Annotated in this window: 16 protein-coding genes; 9 read left to right on the forward strand and 7 right to left on the reverse strand. The window is 72.8% G+C overall.

Features of this window, described 5'->3' with window-relative positions:
* Window positions 1-65 precede the first annotated feature (65 nt).
* Both BR98_RS32935 and BR98_RS32940 read right to left on the reverse strand, forming a co-directional pair.
* Window positions 66-1004 (reverse strand): SDR family oxidoreductase, encoded by a 939-nt coding sequence (locus BR98_RS32935; RefSeq protein WP_035850717.1) that lies wholly within the window; start codon window positions 1002-1004, stop codon window positions 66-68.
* A 43-nt stretch (window positions 1005-1047) separates the two neighbouring features.
* Window positions 1048-1785, reverse strand: coding sequence for a cobalt-precorrin-6A reductase (locus tag BR98_RS32940; protein WP_035850719.1), 738 nt, complete (start codon window positions 1783-1785; stop codon window positions 1048-1050).
* A 23-nt stretch (window positions 1786-1808) separates the two neighbouring features.
* Between BR98_RS32940 and BR98_RS32945 the strand changes: the two genes are divergently transcribed.
* Window positions 1809-2948: a cobalt-precorrin-5B (C(1))-methyltransferase gene (locus BR98_RS32945; RefSeq protein ID WP_035850721.1), complete on the forward strand. Its 1140-nt coding sequence runs from the start codon at window positions 1809-1811 to the stop codon at window positions 2946-2948.
* 44 nt (window positions 2949-2992) lie between these two features.
* Here BR98_RS32945 and cobM read toward each other — a convergent pair whose 3' ends face one another.
* Window positions 2993-3745 (reverse strand): precorrin-4 C(11)-methyltransferase, encoded by a 753-nt coding sequence (cobM, locus tag BR98_RS32950; RefSeq protein WP_035850723.1) that lies wholly within the window; start codon window positions 3743-3745, stop codon window positions 2993-2995.
* Window positions 3742-4980: a precorrin-6y C5,15-methyltransferase (decarboxylating) subunit CbiE gene (gene cbiE, locus BR98_RS32955; protein ID WP_232247779.1), complete on the reverse strand. Its 1239-nt coding sequence runs from the start codon at window positions 4978-4980 to the stop codon at window positions 3742-3744. The genes cobM and cbiE overlap by 4 nt, the downstream gene beginning before the upstream one ends.
* A gap of 284 nt (window positions 4981-5264) precedes the next feature.
* Between cbiE and BR98_RS32960 the strand changes: the two genes are divergently transcribed.
* Window positions 5265-6212, forward strand: a complete 948-nt coding sequence (locus BR98_RS32960; protein ID WP_051970670.1) for a DMT family transporter — start codon at window positions 5265-5267, stop codon at window positions 6210-6212.
* A gap of 72 nt (window positions 6213-6284) precedes the next feature.
* On the opposite strand, the gene BR98_RS32965 is transcribed toward BR98_RS32960, so the two are convergent.
* Complete coding sequence (locus tag BR98_RS32965) at window positions 6285-6740, reverse strand: MarR family winged helix-turn-helix transcriptional regulator (RefSeq protein ID WP_035850727.1); 456 nt, start codon at window positions 6738-6740, stop codon at window positions 6285-6287.
* 174 nt (window positions 6741-6914) lie between these two features.
* Between BR98_RS32965 and BR98_RS32970 the strand changes: the two genes are divergently transcribed.
* Window positions 6915-8306: an FAD-dependent oxidoreductase gene (locus BR98_RS32970; protein WP_035854655.1), complete on the forward strand. Its 1392-nt coding sequence runs from the start codon at window positions 6915-6917 to the stop codon at window positions 8304-8306.
* A 7-nt stretch (window positions 8307-8313) separates the two neighbouring features.
* Here the strand turns inward: BR98_RS32970 and BR98_RS32975 are convergent, their stop codons facing one another.
* Together BR98_RS32975 and BR98_RS32980 are read right to left on the reverse strand one after the other, a co-directional pair.
* Window positions 8314-8988 (reverse strand): Tat pathway signal sequence domain protein, encoded by a 675-nt coding sequence (locus BR98_RS32975; RefSeq protein WP_051970672.1) that lies wholly within the window; start codon window positions 8986-8988, stop codon window positions 8314-8316.
* 107 nt (window positions 8989-9095) lie between these two features.
* Window positions 9096-9896: a hypothetical protein gene (locus tag BR98_RS32980; protein WP_051970674.1), complete on the reverse strand. Its 801-nt coding sequence runs from the start codon at window positions 9894-9896 to the stop codon at window positions 9096-9098.
* A 536-nt stretch (window positions 9897-10432) separates the two neighbouring features.
* On the opposite strand from BR98_RS32980, the gene BR98_RS32985 reads away from it, so the two are divergent.
* The 6 genes from BR98_RS32985 (at window position 10433) to glmS (ending at window position 16000) form a co-directional block, all read left to right on the forward strand.
* Entirely contained in the window at window positions 10433-11071 is a 639-nt protein-coding gene (locus BR98_RS32985) for a TetR/AcrR family transcriptional regulator (RefSeq protein WP_232247781.1), read from the forward strand.
* A gap of 166 nt (window positions 11072-11237) precedes the next feature.
* Window positions 11238-11924 carry a DUF6230 family protein gene (locus BR98_RS32990; protein ID WP_035850733.1) on the forward strand — a complete coding sequence of 229 codons (687 nt, stop codon included), beginning with the start codon at window positions 11238-11240 and terminating at the stop codon, window positions 11922-11924.
* A 2-nt stretch (window positions 11925-11926) separates the two neighbouring features.
* Window positions 11927-12319: a DUF6114 domain-containing protein gene (locus BR98_RS32995; RefSeq protein ID WP_035850736.1), complete on the forward strand. Its 393-nt coding sequence runs from the start codon at window positions 11927-11929 to the stop codon at window positions 12317-12319.
* A 216-nt stretch (window positions 12320-12535) separates the two neighbouring features.
* Complete coding sequence (locus BR98_RS33000; RefSeq protein ID WP_232247783.1) at window positions 12536-13570, forward strand: amidohydrolase family protein; 1035 nt, start codon at window positions 12536-12538, stop codon at window positions 13568-13570.
* Between the two features lie 164 nt (window positions 13571-13734).
* Window positions 13735-14019 carry a hypothetical protein gene (locus BR98_RS33005; protein WP_035850739.1) on the forward strand — a complete coding sequence of 95 codons (285 nt, stop codon included), beginning with the start codon at window positions 13735-13737 and terminating at the stop codon, window positions 14017-14019.
* Between the two features lie 154 nt (window positions 14020-14173).
* Complete coding sequence (glmS, locus tag BR98_RS33010) at window positions 14174-16000, forward strand: glutamine--fructose-6-phosphate transaminase (isomerizing) (RefSeq protein WP_035850740.1); 1827 nt, start codon at window positions 14174-14176, stop codon at window positions 15998-16000.
* The last annotated feature ends 70 nt before the right edge of the window (window positions 16001-16070 follow it).

Genomic DNA, 16070 nt, shown 5'->3' on the forward strand with positions numbered 1-16070 from the left:
CGCCCGCCTGCTCGCGCGGGAACGCTCCCACCGCCCGCACGCCTCGGCCCGGCTCCACAGCGCGCTCAGGCCGGGAACGCCACGCCGGTCAGCTGCTCCGAGGCCGTCCACAGCCGCGCTGCCGTGGCGAGGTCCCGGGCCCGGCGCGGCACCCGCGCGGCGGCCGGCAGGCCGGTCAGCTCGAACGGGCCGTCCGGACCGTAGTAGCCGCCGCCGACCGCCCGCTCGCTGGTCGCGGCCACCAGGCTCGGCAGCGCGCCGTACACCGGGTCCTGGGCGAGGCCGGGCAGCTGCAGCACCAGTTCGCCGGGGTTGAACGCGCCGGCCTCGCGCCCCATCAGCGGGCCGCTGCGCTGCAGGTTGGTGCGGGTGAAGCCCGGGTGTGCGGCCACGCTGCGGATACCCCAGTCGTGCCGGCCGCTGAGCCGGTCCAGCTCCTGGGCGAAGATCAGATTGGCCAGCTTGGCGCGGCCGTACGCGTCCCAGGGACGGTAGCGGCGTTCGGCGTTGAGGTTGGTCAGGTCGATCCGGCCGCGCCGGGCGGCCAGGCTGCTCACCGTGACCACCCGCGGCCGGGCGGCGGCCCGCAGCAGCGGCAGCAGGCGGCCGGTGAGCGCGAAGTGGCCCAGGTGGTTGGTGCCGAACTGGAGCTCGAAGCCGTCCTTGGTGGTGTGTCTGGTGGGCACCGCCATCACGCCCGCGTTGTTCACCAGCAGGTCCACCGGGCGGCCGCGCTCCAGCAGCACGTCGGCGAAGGAGGCCACCGAGTCCAGGCTGGCCAGGTCCAGGGTGGCGACCGAGACCCGCTCGCCGCCGTCGGCCCTGATCCGCGCTGCGGCCGCCTCGCCCTTGGCCGGGTCGCGCACCGCGAGCACCGTGTCGGCGCCCGCCAGCGCGAGCCGCCGGGCGGTCTCGAAGCCGATCCCGCTGTTCGCCCCCGTCACCACGGTCAGCCGGCCGCGCTGGTCCGGTACCACGATGTCCTTCGGGTTCCTACGGGCCACCAGGGGCTCCTCTCGACAAGTGTTCGAACCAGTCGAAGCTACCTCAGAGCAGACCCAACTCGCCCAGTACTTGGGCCACATCAGCCACTTCGGTGCCGCCCGCCGGAGGCGCGGGCCGGCGCACCACGACCACCGGCAGCCCCAGCTCACGGGCCACGGCCAGCTTCGGCGCGGTGGCCGCGCCGCCGCTGTCCTTGGTCACCAGGACATCGATCCGGTGCTCCTGGAAGACCTCCCGCTCGCCCTCCAGGGTGAACGGGCCGCGCTCCAGCAGCACGGTCAGCCGGGGCGGGAACGGCGGGTCGGGCCGCTCGACCGAGCGGGCCACCAGATGGACGTCCGTGACGCCCGCGAACTCCGACAGCCCGAGCCGTCCGGTGGTCAGCAACGCCCGCCGGCCCAGGCCGGACAGCAGCGCCGCGGCCTGCCCGAGCGAGTCCACCTCGTGCCAGCGGTCGCCCGGGACCGGGACCCAGCTGGGCCGGCGCAGGGCGAGCAGGGGAACATGGACGGCGGCGGCCGCCTCGGCCGCATTACGGCTGATGACCTGGGCGAAGGGATGCGTGGCGTCGATGAGGGTGTGCACCTGCTGCTCACGCAGCCAGTCGGCGAGGCCGGCCGCACCGCCGAAGCCGCCCACCCGTACCTCGCCCGCCGGCAGCCGCGGCTCGGCCACCCGGCCGGCCAGCGAACTGGTCACCCGCACCGTCGGCTCGGCGGCCAGCGCGGCCGCCAGCTGCCGGGCCTCGGTGGTGCCGCCGAGGATCAGGATGTGCCGCACGGGTTCCTCCAGTGGGGGTATGGATGTCTGAGGTTACGGGTGGGGCCGCCGGCGGCCGCGCCGAGCAACTGCGCAGCAGCGGCCTGCGGTCGGGATGGACGACCGGCGCCTGCGCCACCGCCGCCACCACGGCCGCGTACACCGCGCTGCTCACCGGCGAGTTCCCCGACCCGGTGGTGATCACCCTGCCGAAGGGCCAGCAGCCCGCCTTCGCCCTGGCCGGCGAGGAGTTGACGGAGGGCCAGGCCGCCATGGCGGCCGTGGTCAAGGACGCCGGGGACGACCCGGACGTCACCCACGGTGCGGTGGTGCGGGCCACCGTGCGGCTCGGCGCGCCCGGCACCGGCGTGGTCTTCCGGGCCGGACCGGGCGTCGGCACGGTCACCAAGGCCGGACTGCCGCTGCCGGTCGGCGAGCCGGCGATCAACCCGGTGCCGCGGCAGATGATGCGCGACACCGTCGCGGCCGTCGCCGCTCGGCACGGCGGCTCCGGGGACGTCGAGATCGAGATCTCCATCGACAACGGCGCCGAGATCGCCCGCAGCACCTGGAACCCGCGGCTGGGCATCCTCGGCGGCCTCTCGGTGCTCGGCACCACCGGCATCGTCGTCCCCTACTCCTGCTCGGCCTGGATCGACTCGATCCGCCGGGGCGTGGACGTGGCCAGGGCCGCCGGACGCACCCATGTGGCCGGCTGCACCGGCTCCACCTCGGAGCGGGTCGCGGTGGCCGAGTACGGGCTGCCGGAGGACGCTCTGCTGGACATGGGCGACTTCGCGGGCGCCGTGCTCAAGTACCTGCGCCGGCACCCGGTGGCGCGGCTGACCATCGCGGGCGGGTTCGCCAAGCTCTCCAAGCTGGCCGCCGGCCACCTGGACCTGCACTCGGCCCGCTCGCAGGTGGACAAGGGCTTCCTGGCCGAGCTGGCCCGCACGGCGGGTGCCGATGCCGAGCTGGTCGCCGCCGTGGCCGGCGCCAACACCGGTCTCGAGGCGGTCCAACTCTGCGGCGCCGCCGGCATCCCGCTCGGTGACGCGGTCGCCGAGGCCGCCCGGGCCACCGCCCTGGGCGTCCTGCGCGAGGCGCCGGTCGCGGTGGACGTCATCTGCATCGACCGCGCCGGCACCGTCGTCGGCCGCTGCGCACCGCTGGCGAACCGCTAGGCGAACCGCTCGGCCAACCGAGAGGGCTGGCTTTGCGTCCGCTGCTACGGCTGGCAGGAGCGGTCCCGGTCGCAGGAGTAGAGGTGGCTGTCGCGGAACTGCTCCGCGCCCAGGGTGCGGCCGACCAGGATCACCGCAGTGCGGATCACCCCGGCCGCCTTCACCTGATCGGCGATGTCCGCCAGGGTGCCGCGCAGCACCAGCTCGTCCGGGCGGCTGGCCATCGCGACCACCGCCGCCGGGCACTCGGGGCCGTAGTGCGGCAGCAACTCCGCCACCACCCGGTCCACATACCGGGCCGCCAGGTGCAGCACCAGCAGCGCCCCGCTGCGCCCCAGGGTGGCCAGGTCCTCGCCCGGCGGCATCGGCGTGGCCTGCTGGGCGATCCGGGTCAGGATCACCGTCTGCCCGACCGTCGGCACCGTCAGCTCCCGCTTCAGCGCGGCTGCCGCCGCCGCGAAGGCGGGCACGCCCGGGACCACCTCGTACGGCACGCCGACCGCGTCCAGCCGGCGCATCTGCTCGGCGACCGCGCTGAACACGGACGGGTCACCGGAGTGCAGTCGGGCCACGTCCTGCCCGGCCTCGTGCGCGGCCACCAACTCGGCGGTGATCTCGTCCAGGTTGAGCTTCGCGGTGTCGACCAGCCGGGCGTCCGCCGGGCACTGCTCCAGCAGTTCGGTCGGCACCAGGCTGCCCGCGTACAGGCAGACCCCGCAGCGCTCCAGCAGCCGCGCGCCGCGCACGGTGATCAGGTCGGCGGCGCCGGGTCCGGCACCGATGAAGTAGACGGTCACTGGGCATCTCCTCGCTTGACAACCGACCATTGCGTCACGGGCATCGCCTGCCGCCACCCGGTGAAGCCACCGACCGGTACGGCATGCGCGACGGCCAGCTTGACCAACTCGCCGCCGTGGCGCCGGTACCACTCGGTGAGCAGGGCCTCCGACTCCAGCGTCACGGTGTTGGCGACCAGTCGGCCGCCGGGGCGCAGCGCCGACCAGCAGGTCTCCAACAGGCCCGGCGCGGTGAGCCCGCCACCGATGAACACCACGTCGGGCACCGGAAGTTCGGCCAGCGCGGCGGGTGCCTTCCCGGTCAGCACGGTCAGCCGCGGCACGCCCAGCGCCCGCGCGTTGCGCACGATCCGCTCGGCCCGCACCGGATCGCGCTCCACACTCACCGCTCGGCAACTCGGGTGCGCCCGAAGCCATTCGATCGCGATGCTGCCGGAGCCACCGCCGATGTCCCAGAGCAGTTCGCCGGGCGCGGGCGCCAGCGCGGCGAGGGTCGCCGCACGGATGTGACGCTTCGTCAGCTGCCCGTCGCTCTCGTACAGTTCGTCCACCAGACCGGGGACCAGTGCGGCCCTGACGGCGCCGTCCGCCGCCCGGCAGTCCACCGCCACCAGGTTCAGCGGGTCGCCGGCCGGGTGCGTCCAGTCGTCGGCCGTCCCGGCCAGCTGCCGCTCCGCCGGACCGCCCAACTGCTCCAGCACCCGCATCCCGCTCGGCCCGTACCCGCGCTCGCGCAGCAGCTCGGCCACCACGGCCGGGGTGCGCGCGTCCGCGCTGAGCACCAGCAGCCGCCGCCCGTCGTACAGCGCGCCGGTCAGGGTGGCCGGGTCCCGTCCGACCAGGCTCACCGTCGCGGTCTCCTCCACCGCCCAGCCCAGCCGCGCGCAGGCGTGGGAGACGGCGGACGGGTGCGGCAGCACCCGCAGACGCTCGGCGCCGAGCTCCTCGGTCAGGGTGCGACCGATCCCGTAGAACATCGGATCGCCGCTCGCCAGTACCGCCACCCGGCGGTCGGCAAGGTCGGCGAACAGGCCCGGCACGGCCGGGCGCAGCGGGCTGGGCCAGGCGAGCCGCTCACCCTCGACCTCGGACGGCAGCAGCCCCAACTGCCGTGCGCCGCCGATCACCGCCTCGGCCTCGCAGAGCGCCCGCCGAGCCGTCCCGGTGAGTCCGTCCCACCCGTCGGCCCCGATCCCCACCACGGTCACCAGGGGTATCGCGGGGGCGCTGCTCACGGGGTCTCCTCCCAGCTCAGGACGGTTGCGTGGGGCAGCCTACCGGTCGGTCACCGCGGGCCTGCGGCGTACCGCCGGTTGGGACCGCGGCGACCGCCCCTCGGTCACCGGTTTCCTTCGGGTACCCTCGCTCCCATGCCCACCAGCGCAGTTCTGCCACCTCCCGCCCGCTAGGCGGGCGGCGAGGCCACGAAGACCCCGACCCGGGGTGAGTCCCCGGGGCGGCCGGTGCTGCCCGCAGACGCGATCACCGACCGGTTCACGTCTTCCGTGGGAGAACCCCTGTGTCTGCGACACCCTTCGCTACTTCGCTCGCCGCTGCGCGCCCGCTGCCCGTCGGGCGAGGGCTGCTCTACCTGCTGATCTCCGCCACCGCCTGGGGCACCGCCGGTGCCGCCGCCGCGCTGCTGTTCGGCCGCAGCGGGCTCGGCCCGATCGCGCTCACCTTCTGGCGCTCGGCCGGCGGCGTCGTCCTGCTGCTGCTCGCGGCCGCCACCGGTGGCCGCCGCGCCGCCCTGCTCCGACGCCCGGGGCTCACCCGACTCACCGTCAACGGACTCGGGCTGACGCTCTTCCAGGTCGCCTACTTCGAGGCGGTGCACGGGACCGGGCTGGCCGTCGGCACGGTGGTCACGCTCGGCGCCGCACCCGTCCTGGTGGCCCTCGGCGCCCGCCTGCTGCTGCGGGAACGGCTCGGTGTGGCGGGCCTGGTCGCGGTGGCGGGAGCGGTCACCGGTCTCGCGGTGCTGATGCTCGGCGGGGCCGGTACGCACGAGGTGCGGCCGGCCGGGGTGGCCTGGGCGCTCGGCTCCGCCGCCGGGTACGCCTGCATCACCCTCTACGGCCGCCGCACCGCCGCCAACGGTCCCGAGGCCTTCGCGACCACCTTCTACTCCTTCCTCGTCTGCGCGGTCGTCCTGCTCCCGTTCGCCGCCGGCGAGGGGCTCTGGCCCCGGCCGGACGGCCTGGCCCGCACCCTCGCCCTGCTCGTCTACACCGCCGCCGTGCCCACCGCCCTCGGCTACAGCCTCTACTTCGCCGGCGTCGCCGTGGTCCGCGCCACCACCGCGGCCGTGATCGCCCTGATCGAGCCGGTCAGCGCTGCCCTGATCGCCGTCGCCCTGCTCGGTGAGCACCGCGCCGCGGCCACCGTCGCGGGCACCGTGCTACTGCTGCTCTCGGTGACCGGCCTGGCCCTCGCCGAGGCACGGGCGGTGGCCCGGCAGACCTGACCGCCGACTCTGCAGACCTGACCGCCGACCTGGCCGATCTGACCGCCGACCCGGTCCCCGCAGGGCCGGGTCTCAGAAATCGAGCGGTGCTTCGAGCAGCGCGGTCAGCTCGCGGACCAGCGCCTCGGTCCGCTCGCCGTCCAACCCGCCCAGTGGCGCCAGCAGTTGGTCCATCAGCTGGCGGACGAGGACGACCGCGCGCGCTGCGGTCTGCCGACCCTGCTCGGTGAGCGCCAGTCGCACCGCCCGGCTGTCGGCGGGATCCGGGGTGCGGTCGATCAGGCCGGCCGTCTCCAGTGAGCGGGCCAGCTTGGAGACGTACAGCGCCTCCATCCCGATGTGGTCGGCCAGTTCGCGCTGGCTGGGGCGCAGGCCGGCACGCCCCATGCCGTAGAGCGAGCCGAGCAGGGTGTACTGCGCATGGGTGAGCCCGAGCGGGCCGAGGGCCCGGTCGACGGCGACCCGCCATTTGGTCGACAGTCGCCACACCAGGAAGCCCGCCGTGGGGCCGTTCGCCACCTCGCTCATGCAAATAGAGTACATGGCTACTATCGCGTGCCGGGCGGACGTGCCGGGCGGACGTGCCAGGCGGACGTGCCGGGCGAAGATGCTGGGCGGACGTGCCGGGCGGACGCCGAGCTGAGGCGGGGTGATCGCCGTGACAGTGTGGAAGGGTCAGTTGGACCGGAGCGGGGAGTGGGCATGGTGGAGCACGTGGTGGTCATCGGCGGGGACGCGGCCGGCATGTCCGCTGCCTCGCAGGCCAGGCGCCGGCGCGGCGCGGACGAGCTGCGGATCACCGTCTTCGAGCGCGGCTCGTTCACCTCGTACTCCGCCTGCGGCATCCCGTACTGGGTCGGCGGCCTGGTGTCCGAGGCTTCGGACCTGGTCGCCCGCACCCCCGAGCAGCACCGCGCCCGGGGCATCGACCTGCACACCGGTACCGAGGTCACCGAGCTGGACCTGACCGGCCGCCGGGTCCGCAGCCGGGAGCTCGCCACCGGCGAGCAGCGGTGGACCTCGTACGACCAGCTGGTGCTGGCCACCGGCGCCGCGCCGGTCCGGCCCGCACTGCCCGGGTTCGACGCGCCCGGGGTGCACTCCGTCCACACCCTGCCGGACGGCGAGGCGCTGCTCGACACGCTGGCGCGTACCGGTCCGGCGGACGGGCGGCGCGCCGTGGTGGTCGGCGGCGGCTACATCGGGGTCGAGATGGCCGAGGCCATGCTGCTGCGCGGCTACCAGGTGACCCTGGTGCACCGCACCCCCGAGCCGATGCCCAGCCTCGATCCGGACCTCGGCGCGCTGGTCCGGGAGGGCATGGTCAAGCTCGGCATCGAGGTGGTGCCCGGCGCCGAGGCGGTCGAGGTGCTGCTCGGGCCGTCCGGCCGGCCCCGCGCGGTGCGCAGCACGGTGGGGGAACACCCGGCGGAGCTGGTGGTGCTCGGCCTCGGGGTCCGCCCGCGCAGCGACCTGGCCCGCGCGGCCGGCCTCGCGCTCGGCATCCACGGCGGACTGCGGACGGACGAGCGGATGCGGGTGCTGGACGCCGAGGGCGCGCGGGTGGACGGCCTCTGGGCGGGCGGCGACTGCGTGGAGGTGCGTCACCTGGTCTCCGGCCGCCACGAGCACATCGCCCTCGGCACCCATGCCAACAAGCAGGGCATGGTGATCGGCGCCAACCTGGCCGGCGAAGCGCTGGCCTTCCCCGGCGTGGTCGGGACGGCGATCACCAAGGTCTGCGAGCTGGAGATCGCCCGGACCGGTCTGACCGAGCGCCAGGCGACGGCGGCCGGCCTGCAGTGGGTCACGGCGACGGTCGAGGCGAGCACCCGGGCGGGGTACTACCCGGATGCCGTCCCGATGACCGTCAAGCTGCTCGCCGAGCAGGTGAGCAAGCGCTTGCTCGGCGTACAGCTGGTGGGCGGACCGGGTGCCGGGAAGCGGATCGACGTCGGCGCGGTGGCGCTGAGCGCCCACCTGACGGTCGAACAGCTCCTCTTCCAGGACCTGGCCTACGCACCCCCGTTCTCCCCGGTCTGGGACCCGCTGCTGGTGGCCGCCCGCAAACTGGCGGCCCGGCTGTTTGGCTGACGATCAGTCAGTTCACGTAGACCGACGGGCTGCCCGCCTGGCTGGTGTCCTGCACCGGGCCGTAGGCCGCGGTGAAGTACCCGCTGGCGAAACAGGTGCCGGGCCCGCTGCTCAGGGCGAAGGACTGGTTGGTGAAGCTGATGGTCTGCGCGGTGTTGGAGGTGGTCCCCGACAGACTCGTCGGCGATGCCTGGTACTTGCAGGTCACCGTCCCCAGCAGGGTGCGCAGCACGATGGTGGTCTGGATCGGGCCGGCCGTCCCGGCGCTCAGCGTCACCGGGTTCCCGGCCGCGTCGCTGACGTTGTTGGTGTAGCTCAGGTTGTTCACGGTCACGCTGCTCACCCCTAGGACGCCGGGGACGTTGACGGCCGAGCAGTTGGCGAAGGTCTGGCTGGTCAGCGTCTCCACCGCGGTGTCCGGCGCGGCCGGGTTGCTGACCACGGTGGCGGTGAACGCCGAGGTGGCGCACTTGACGCCGGTGCCGCCGGCAGCCGTGGAGTAGAGCGTCGCGACGGTCCCACCGGCCAGCGAGGCGGTGAGCACGTCACCGGGGGCGACGGCGCTGCCACCGGCGCTGCCGTAGGTCAGCACGGAGGAGCCGGCCGCCGAGGCGGGCAGCGCGGGCAGGACGGCCAGGGCGGCGGCGGCCAGCGCCGCGCCCAGGTAGAGGCGATTGCGCACGAGGGTTTCCTCTTGTTTCTCGGGTTTGTTTCTCGGGTGGGGGAGTGTTCCTTGTGGGGGAGAAGTTCAGTGCCGGACAGAGGCGTTCGGCGCTCAGCCGAGGCGATTCAATGCCCGGCGGAGGCGTTGAGCGCGCCGGTCAGGTCGCTCACGCTGTCGTCCAGCGCCAGTGAGGTGTCGGTCCGTTGGAAGCTCACCGACCCCTTCCCGGCGCCGGCCGGGATGCCCATCGCCAGGTCGATGATCCAGTCCAGGCTGCCGCCCAGCCCGCACCCCGAGGCGCCGGGCACGGCGAAGGTGTTGTCCACCAGGGTGGCGCCGCTGAACGAGGCGATCACCGAACCGAACCCGTTCGGGTCGGTGTTGACGGCGATGGTGCCCGGGTCGCCGGTCATCGGCTGGGCGGGCGCGGGCGGCGCGGTGGTGCCGGTGGTCGGCCGCAGCACGATCGGCGAACTGTTCGATCCGATGTAGCAGTTGCCGCCGAAGAAGGCGTTGTACAGGTGCAGTTTGACCGGCAGCTTGAAGACGGGGTACGACTCGCCGGCCGCCAGCGGCGTGAAGTCGGTGACCTGACCGGCCAGTTCGACCTGCGCGAAGACGCTGGTCAGGCCTGGCAGGAAGTTGATGATTCCGGGAATGGTGATCTGCGCGGGCTGCGCCGTGAGCAGCTTCGCGCCGCTCGGTGCGACGGTCGCGTACTGGTTGGCACTGCTCCCGTCGGGGAACGTCACCTGCGGGGCCGACTTGTCCCAGTAGACCCCGAACTGCAGGGTGATCGGCGAGGTGAGCGGCACAGTCGTGGTACCGATGGTGAAAGTGCCGGCCCGGGTCACCGAGACCACGCAGCCGACCTGCAGATCACTCGGTTCCTGCAGCGGACCGGAGGCGATCGGGCAGTTGCCCATCCCGGCGTACGGGCCGCCGGGTGTGCTGACGGGCGTGCTGCCAGGCGTGCTGACGGCCTGTGCGGGCCCGCCGGCAGCCAGCAGGACGCCGGCTGCGGATGCCGCCAGTACGGATACAACTCGCTTGCGAGAAAGGTTCGTTCGAGCCATGGCAGGACTCCTCACGACGCGGCGGGTGGGCCGCGGGACGCGCACGCAGCACTCGGCGCCACGAGTGGTGCGGCGGACTGGACCAGGTGGCGAGCTCGGGTCGACAGGTCCGGCGGCTGCCACCGCCGCGCGGTATGTTCCGCGCCATACTGGGGAGTTGGACCGCGCCGAGAGCGCCGAACGGATTGGAAACCTGGGAAGGTTCTAAGCCTGGCCCACCGCAGCGTCAAGGGATGGTGCAAAAGTTGCAGATAAATCTTGAACTCGGCGTTCCAGCAGGAACATTGGCACCATCAGGCGAGCGCGCCCCGCTTCCTGGGGAGCGCAGCGGGCGGGATCCGGCCCGCTCGATCCGGCGTGGCCCCAGCCGGCTGCCGCCGGAGGTGGTGGCCGCCACCCAACGCGAGCGGCTGCTCGACGGCGTGGTGCAGGCGGTGGCCGCCGGTGGCTACGTCGGCGCCCGGGTGAGCGACATCTGCCAGGCGGCGGGCGTGACCCGGCCGGTCTTCTACGAGCAGTTCAGTGGCAAGGAGGAGGCCTTCCTGGCGGCTCACCGGCACGGCACCGCGGTGGTCGTGCGCCGGATGGAGGAGGCCTTCACCGCGCAGCCCGACTGGTGCACGGGAGTGCACGCCTCTCTGCGCGTGGTGCTGGCGATCCTCGCCGAGGTACCCGCGTTCGCGACCATGGCCGTGGTCGAGATCGACGCGGTGGGGCCGGCCGGGCGGCTGGCTCGCGAGCAACTTCGGGTGCGGCTGCGGAGGTTGTTCGTCGGCTGCCCCAAGCCGCCGACCGGCGTCTCGGCCGAGCTGCTGGTGGACACCGTGGTGGGCGGCGTCTACTCGACCATCTACCGCTACATCGCCGCCGGCCGACACGCCGAACTTCCAGGACTGCTCCCCACCTTGGCCCACTTCGCACTGGCGCCCTTCTTCGGCCCGGCGGAGGCGGAACGGCGACTGGCGCAGGCCGAGGCGGCCGGTGCGGGCTGGCGCCGGCCGGTCCTGCCGTGCGCGAACCCTTGACCCCCTGGCTACCCCGAGGTAACTTCCGGGCAAGCTGTCACGATACCTGATTGATCGTCAATTCTCCTGCCAGAGACGACAGTTGATCGCCCATCGTGGGCGCTGTCCGCGCCAGGGCAACGTGCCGCTGTGACCACAGGTTCCCCACCCCCTTCCTGGAGCAGTCATGGCCTCGTCCGAAGCACACCCTGAGAACGGCCCCGAGAGCGGCCCCGAGAGCGGCCCTGAGAGCAGCGTTGAGAGCGGAACCCCGGCTGCGCCGCGCCGTGGTCGGGTTCGGCTGCGCCGCGCCGCGCTGATGGCGATCCCCGCCTGCGTGGCCGGCGGTGTCCTGATGGCACTCACCGCGCAGGGCGTGCTGGCCGCCCAGTTCGCCATATCCGGCATGGCCTTCACGGTCACCGCCGACAAGCTCGACGGCACCGGCTTCGAGCAGTTCGGCGGTATGGACAACATGATCGACAACAGCCCGAACGCCGGGAACACCGGTGGCCAGGTGCTGGTCGCGGTCTCCGCGATCAAGTCCGCCTCGCTGACCAACCTGTGCCAGAGCGTCAACCTCGGCGGCACCAACCTGAAGATCACCGCCGGCACCGGCAGCACCCCGGTGACCGCCACCGGACTGACCACCGACTCGGACCTGCTCTCCGGCGACGCCTCCTTCAACAACATCGAGATCGGCGGCGACGCCAGCACCTTCACCAAGGCGGGCGTCCAGGGTCCGGCCGGCGTCTTCGGTCAGCAGGCGGACACGGTGACCATCGACCACCTGCGACAGGACAACTACGCCACCACGGCCGCCACCTTCAAACTGCCCGGCCTGCACCTGAGCTTCAGCGACACGGGCTGCTGAGGATGGCCGACGCCGCCGTGACGCGCTTCAAGAAGTGGCGAGGCGCCCGCCCGTTCTGGGGCGGCACCCTGGTCACCCTGGCCGGCGCGGAGATCCTGTTCACCGAGAAGGCCCCGCTGCCGGTCGTCCTGCACATCGGCATGCAGGGCCTGGCGGGCTACCTGGTCCCCGCCGTGCTGGTGCTCTGCGGGCTGCTGCTGCTCTTCAGCCCGGCGCAGCGGCTCTTCTACTCCATCCTGGCGGTGCTGCTCACCCTGGCCAGCTGGCTCACCTCCAACCTCGGCGGCTTCCTGTTCGGCCTGTTGCTGGGTCTGGTCGGCAGCTGCCTCTCCTTCGGCTGGCTGCCCGACCAGCCGGCCCGCCGCCGACGCCGCGTCCGCGCGACCGGCAACTGACGGCCGCTCAGCCCTGCCCTCGCGGATGCCCACCCAGTCCGCGGGGGCAGGTCACCTGCGTCAGGCCTGTGCGTTGCGGGCCTGCGCGTTTCGGGCTTGCGGGTTTAGGGCTTGCGGGTTTTCGGGTCCGGGTACCTCGAGCGTTCATATGATCGGCGGCGTCGGCCGGTGCGACGAATTGCGATGAATGAGGGGTGGTCGCCGGTGGTGCTGCAGGTGCGAGGCATCGTCCTGCCGGAGCGCGAGGAGCGGTCCTTCTGGATCGACGGGGACCGACTGCGGACCGAACCGGTCCCGGGTGCGGAGCTCGTCGTGGACGGCGGCTGGCTGCTGCCCGGCCTGGTCGACGTGCACACCCACCCGGGGACGGAGAGTCGCGAAGGCCCGTTCAGCGAGCAGCTGCTCCGCCGACACCTGACCGACCACCGTGACGCCGGGGTGCTGCTGGTGCGCACCCCCGGGACCGCCTCCCGGATCCCGGACTGGGTGGACCAGGACCCGGAGCTGCCGCGCGTCCGCTCGGCCGGACGCTGGCTGGCCACACCCGGCCGGTTCTTCCCCGGCTTCGGACGGGACGTCACCGAGGCCGACCTGGTGCAGGCCGCCGTCGAAGAGGTCAAGGCCTCCTCCGGGTGGTGCAAGGTGATCGGGGACTGGAAGCACGACCAGCCGGCGCTCCCGCTGGAGACCCTCACCGCCGTGGTGCAGGCCGTGCACGCGATCGGTGGCCGGGTGGCCGCGCACTGCCAGACCTCCGAGGGCAGTCGCAACGCCGTGCTGGCCGGGGTCGACAGTCTGGAACACGGCATGCACCTGGATCCTGAGCTGATTGACCGGATGGCCGCCCAAGGCACCGCGTTCGTCCCGACGCTCAGCGTCCTCGGCGCCGGGGCGGACCGACGGCGCGCATCGGCGCCGGGACCGGGTCGGGACTGGTGGCTGGCCGGCTGGGAAGGCATGCTGCCCAATGTCAGGGCGGCGCACGAGGCCGGCGTCACCGTGCTGGCCGGAACCGACAGCCTGCCGTGCGGCACCGTCGGCTCCGAGGTGGACTGGCTGGTGCGGGCCGGCCTGTCGGCGGAGGCGGCGCTCGGCGCGGCCTCCTGGTCGGCCCGGTCCTGGCTCGGTCTGCCCGGGCTGGTGGACGGCGGCCTCGCCGACCTGGTCGCCTACGACACCGACCCGACGCTCGACGCCGCGGCCCTCGGCCACCCGAGCCGCATCATCCTTCGCGGCCGCGTCGTCGCCTGAAAGTCGACCGGCCCGACGTTGGACGGCCCGACGTCGACCAGCCCGAGGTTGGACGGTCCGACGTTGGACGGTTTAGGGCATCCGTATGACGTGGACATCGAATCCTGCCCGATTCCGGGCAGGATTCTTTGTTTTTTCGAGCCTTCGACCTAGGCTCACTCTCCGTGCCCAGTACTCCGCCGCCGCAGCCGCTCTTCGCGGATCTGCTCGCGCACCTCACCCGGACCAGCGTGCTCGGTCCCGGGGAGGCCGCCCGGGTGGTGGCCGAGGTGCTGGCGTACTTCTCGGAGACGGCCACCGAGTTCGTGCAGCGCCGGCATGCGGAGCTCCAGTCCCGTGGGTTGACCAACGAGCAGATCTTCGCCCGGATCACCGAGGAGCTGCCGGCTCGCCGGGTCGCCGCGCCGGAGCTGTCGACGCGGCAGCTGCGGCGCATTGTCTACGGATAGCGCGATGACCAGCGACCAGTGACCACTGACGGATGACAGCTGACAAATTTCAGAATCTGTCAGCTGTCATCCGCCGACCGTCATCCCTCGACCGTCACCCGCCGACCGTCATCCGTCAACTGAAAACCCCTCACCCTTAGGAGCCACCCCTCCCATGTGCGGAATCGTCGCCTACATCGGTCCCAAGGACGCCACCCCCTTCCTCCTCGAAGGTCTGCAACGCCTGGAGTACCGCGGTTACGACTCCGCCGGTGTCGCCGTCACCGGGAAGGGCGCCGGCCTCAAGGTGCGCAAGGCCAAGGGCCGGGTCGCCGACCTGGCCGCCACCGTCCCCGCCCGCTTCAAGGGCGCCACCGGCATCGGCCACACCCGCTGGGCCACCCACGGCGAGCCGAGCGACGCCAACGCCCACCCGCACCTGGACAACGCCGGCCGCTTCGCCGTCGTGCACAACGGCATCATCGAGAACGCCGACCAGCTGCGGGCCCGCCTCACCGCCGAGGGCGCCGTCTTCACCTCCGAGACCGACACCGAGGTGCTGGTCCACCTGATCGCCGCGCACTCCGGCGAGGGCACCGACCTGGAGGAGGCGGTCCGCGCCGCCCTCGCCCTGGTGGTCGGAACCTACGGCATCGCCGTGCTCGACGCCGAGCAGCCCGACCGGATCGTGGTGGCCCGCAACGGCAGCCCGATCGTGCTGGGCATCGGTGAGAAGGAGATGTTCGTCGCCTCCGACGTCGCCGCCCTGGTCCGCTACACCCGCCAGGTGGTGCACCTGGAGGACGGCGAGCTCGCGGTGATCCGCGCCGAGGGCTTCCGCACCTTCACCGAGGACGCCCGCCCGACGACCCGTCAGCCCTCCACGGTGGACTGGGAGATCGACTCCTACGACACCGCCGGCCACGCGCACTTCCTGAGCAAGGAGATCCACGAGCAGCCCGCGGCCGTCGAGCGCACCCTGAGCGGCCGCCTCGACGAGCGGTTCGCCACCGCGCACCTGGGCGGCCTCAACATGGACGCCCGCGAGCTGCGCGACATCCGCCGGGTGAAGATCATCGGCTGCGGATCCGCCTACTACGCCGGCCAGATGGGCGCCCAGCTGATCGAGGAGCTGGCCCGGATCCCGGCCGACTCCGAGCCGGCCTCGGAGTTCCGCTACCGCAACCCGGTGATCGAGGCGGACACCCTCTACGTCGCGGTCAGCCAGTCCGGCGAGACCTACGACACGCTGGCCGCCGTCCAGGAGGTCAAGCGCAAGGGCGGCCGGGTGCTCGGCGTGGTCAACACGGTCGGCAGCGCGATCGCCCGGGCCTGCGACGGCGGCATCTACCTGCACGCGGGCCCGGAGATCTCGGTCGCCTCCACCAAGGCGTTCACCTCCACCGTGGTCGCCTTCGCGCTCCTCGCCCTGCACTTCGGTCGGATCAACGACCTCTCGCCGGCCGACGGGCGCCGCATCGTCGAGGGTCTCAAGGCGCTGCCCGGCCAGATCCGCGAGATCCTCCAGCAGGAGAAGGAGATCGCCGAGCTCGCCGCCGAGTACGCCGACTGCCAGGGCATGATGTTCATCGGTCGGGTGCGCGGCTACCCGGTGGCCCGTGAGGGCGCGCAGAAGCTGAAGGAGATCAGCTACGTGCACGCCGAGGCCTACCCGGCCTCCGAGCTGAAGCACGGCCCGCTGGCCCTGATCAGCCCCGAACTGCCCACCGTGGCCCTGGTCCCGGACGACGAGCTGCTCGACAAGAACCTCACCACCCTCGGCGAGATCCGGGCCCGGGCCGGCCGCGTGCTGGCCATCGCCCACCGGGCTCCCGACCCCAAGCTCGCCAACCACGCCCTGCTGATCCCCAAGAACGAGCCCGAGCTGGACCCGCTGCTGCTCAACATCCCGCTCCAGCTCCTCGCCTACCACGCCGCGGTGGCCCTCAAGCGGGACGTCGACAAGCCCCGCAACCTGGCCAAGTCGGTCACCGTCGAGTAGTCGCCGGCCCCACGAGCACACCGGCGGGGAGCCGTAACCCCTCGGCTCCCCGCCGGTTCAGCTCCCTGCC

It is taken from the genome of Kitasatospora azatica KCTC 9699 (genome assembly GCF_000744785.1).
Taxonomy (GTDB): domain Bacteria; phylum Actinomycetota; class Actinomycetes; order Streptomycetales; family Streptomycetaceae; genus Kitasatospora; species Kitasatospora azatica.

Bases quoted from the DNA above. Each gene is read 5' to 3' on its own strand.
- BR98_RS32965 (WP_035850727.1), bottom strand. From the start codon at position 6,740: ATGAGCGAGGTGGCGAACGGCCCCACGGCGGGCTTCCTGGTGTGGCGA.
- BR98_RS32980 (WP_051970674.1), bottom strand. From the start codon at position 9,896: ATGGGCAACTGCCCGATCGCCTCCGGTCCGCTGCAGGAACCGAGTGAT.
- BR98_RS32945 (WP_035850721.1), top strand. From the start codon at position 1,809: ATGTCTGAGGTTACGGGTGGGGCCGCCGGCGGCCGCGCCGAGCAACTG.
- glmS (WP_035850740.1), top strand. From the start codon at position 14,174: ATGTGCGGAATCGTCGCCTACATCGGTCCCAAGGACGCCACCCCCTTC.
- BR98_RS32995 (WP_035850736.1), top strand. From the start codon at position 11,927: ATGGCCGACGCCGCCGTGACGCGCTTCAAGAAGTGGCGAGGCGCCCGC.
- BR98_RS32990 (WP_035850733.1), top strand. From the start codon at position 11,238: ATGGCCTCGTCCGAAGCACACCCTGAGAACGGCCCCGAGAGCGGCCCC.
- BR98_RS32970 (WP_035854655.1), top strand. From the start codon at position 6,915: ATGGTGGAGCACGTGGTGGTCATCGGCGGGGACGCGGCCGGCATGTCC.